Source organism: Sphingobium sp. ba1, assembly GCF_000743655.1.
In the GTDB taxonomy this organism is placed as follows: Bacteria; Pseudomonadota; Alphaproteobacteria; order Sphingomonadales; family Sphingomonadaceae; genus Sphingobium.
Window position 1 is genome coordinate 2,807 of record NZ_JPPQ01000018.1, and the last position, 860, is coordinate 3,666.

Annotated in this window: 2 protein-coding genes; both read left to right on the forward strand. The window is 63.3% G+C overall.

The features are described 5' to 3' along the window. The first annotated feature begins 169 nt into the window (after positions 1–169). Positions 170–529 (forward strand): hypothetical protein, encoded by a 360-nt coding sequence (locus tag IL54_RS01985; protein ID WP_193378804.1) that lies wholly within the window; start codon positions 170–172, stop codon positions 527–529. A 94-nt stretch (positions 530–623) separates the two neighbouring features. Further along, the coding region (locus tag IL54_RS23860) for a UvrB/UvrC motif-containing protein (protein WP_337587977.1) at positions 624–860 on the forward strand (237 nt) is incomplete at its 3' end.

Consider the following 860-nt stretch of genomic DNA (forward strand, 5'->3'; position numbering starts at 1 on the left):
AAGGCCCAGATGTAGGCCCCGATTAGCAGACTGTTTCAAGAGCGACTTTTGCTCCTGTCACGTCCGATAATGGCGCATGTTGGTCAGATATTTTCGCATTATTAGCCACGGTAGCTTCTCCGCCCTCTTCCTCTATGGGTGCCACGATGACCAAGATGTGGAGCAAATCATGAGCGAGCCGTCGACAGCGTGGGATGGGGCGGTGGTGCGGCACTGGTTGGCGCGGCGGTTCGATGCGGCGCGGCTGGATCAGGCGGAGGCGGATCGGCGCGGTTATGAATCGCGCGATGAGTATGACAAGGCCGCCGCCGAGGAATGGGTATGCCGCACCCTGCAATTTCCCGATTGCATCGAGACGCAGGCGCTGTTCGCCCAGCGGCTCAAGGATCTGATCCGCCAGGAAGATTATTCGGCGACGGGCATTTATGACGATGTGCGGTTCGAGCGGCATGTCCGCAACCAGCTGCGCAAGATCGCCAAGATGGCCAAGGCGAATGAGGGGTTCGACAAGAAGCTGCATTATCAGTGAGGCGGTATCAGTGAGGCGATGGCGGTTGGCGGCGCAAGCGAAGGCCCGTTCAGGGCTTGGTTGACACCACGCCGACCGACCGAGGCGCGCCCCCATGCAGCCTAACGCCCCGATCGCGCGTTCAACCGCCATGGACGACACGATCGAAACCCTGTCGCGCAAGATGGCGGCGGCTGCCGAAGCGCTCGATTTCGAGGAAGCGAAGCGGTGCCGCGACGCGATCAGCCTGATGCGCGGGGGCGCCAGCGCGGCGGAGGCCAAGGCGGCCGATCTGTCCGGGGTGGAGCGGTCCCGCCCCGGCGCGATGGGCCTTGGCACCAGCCAGCAACGC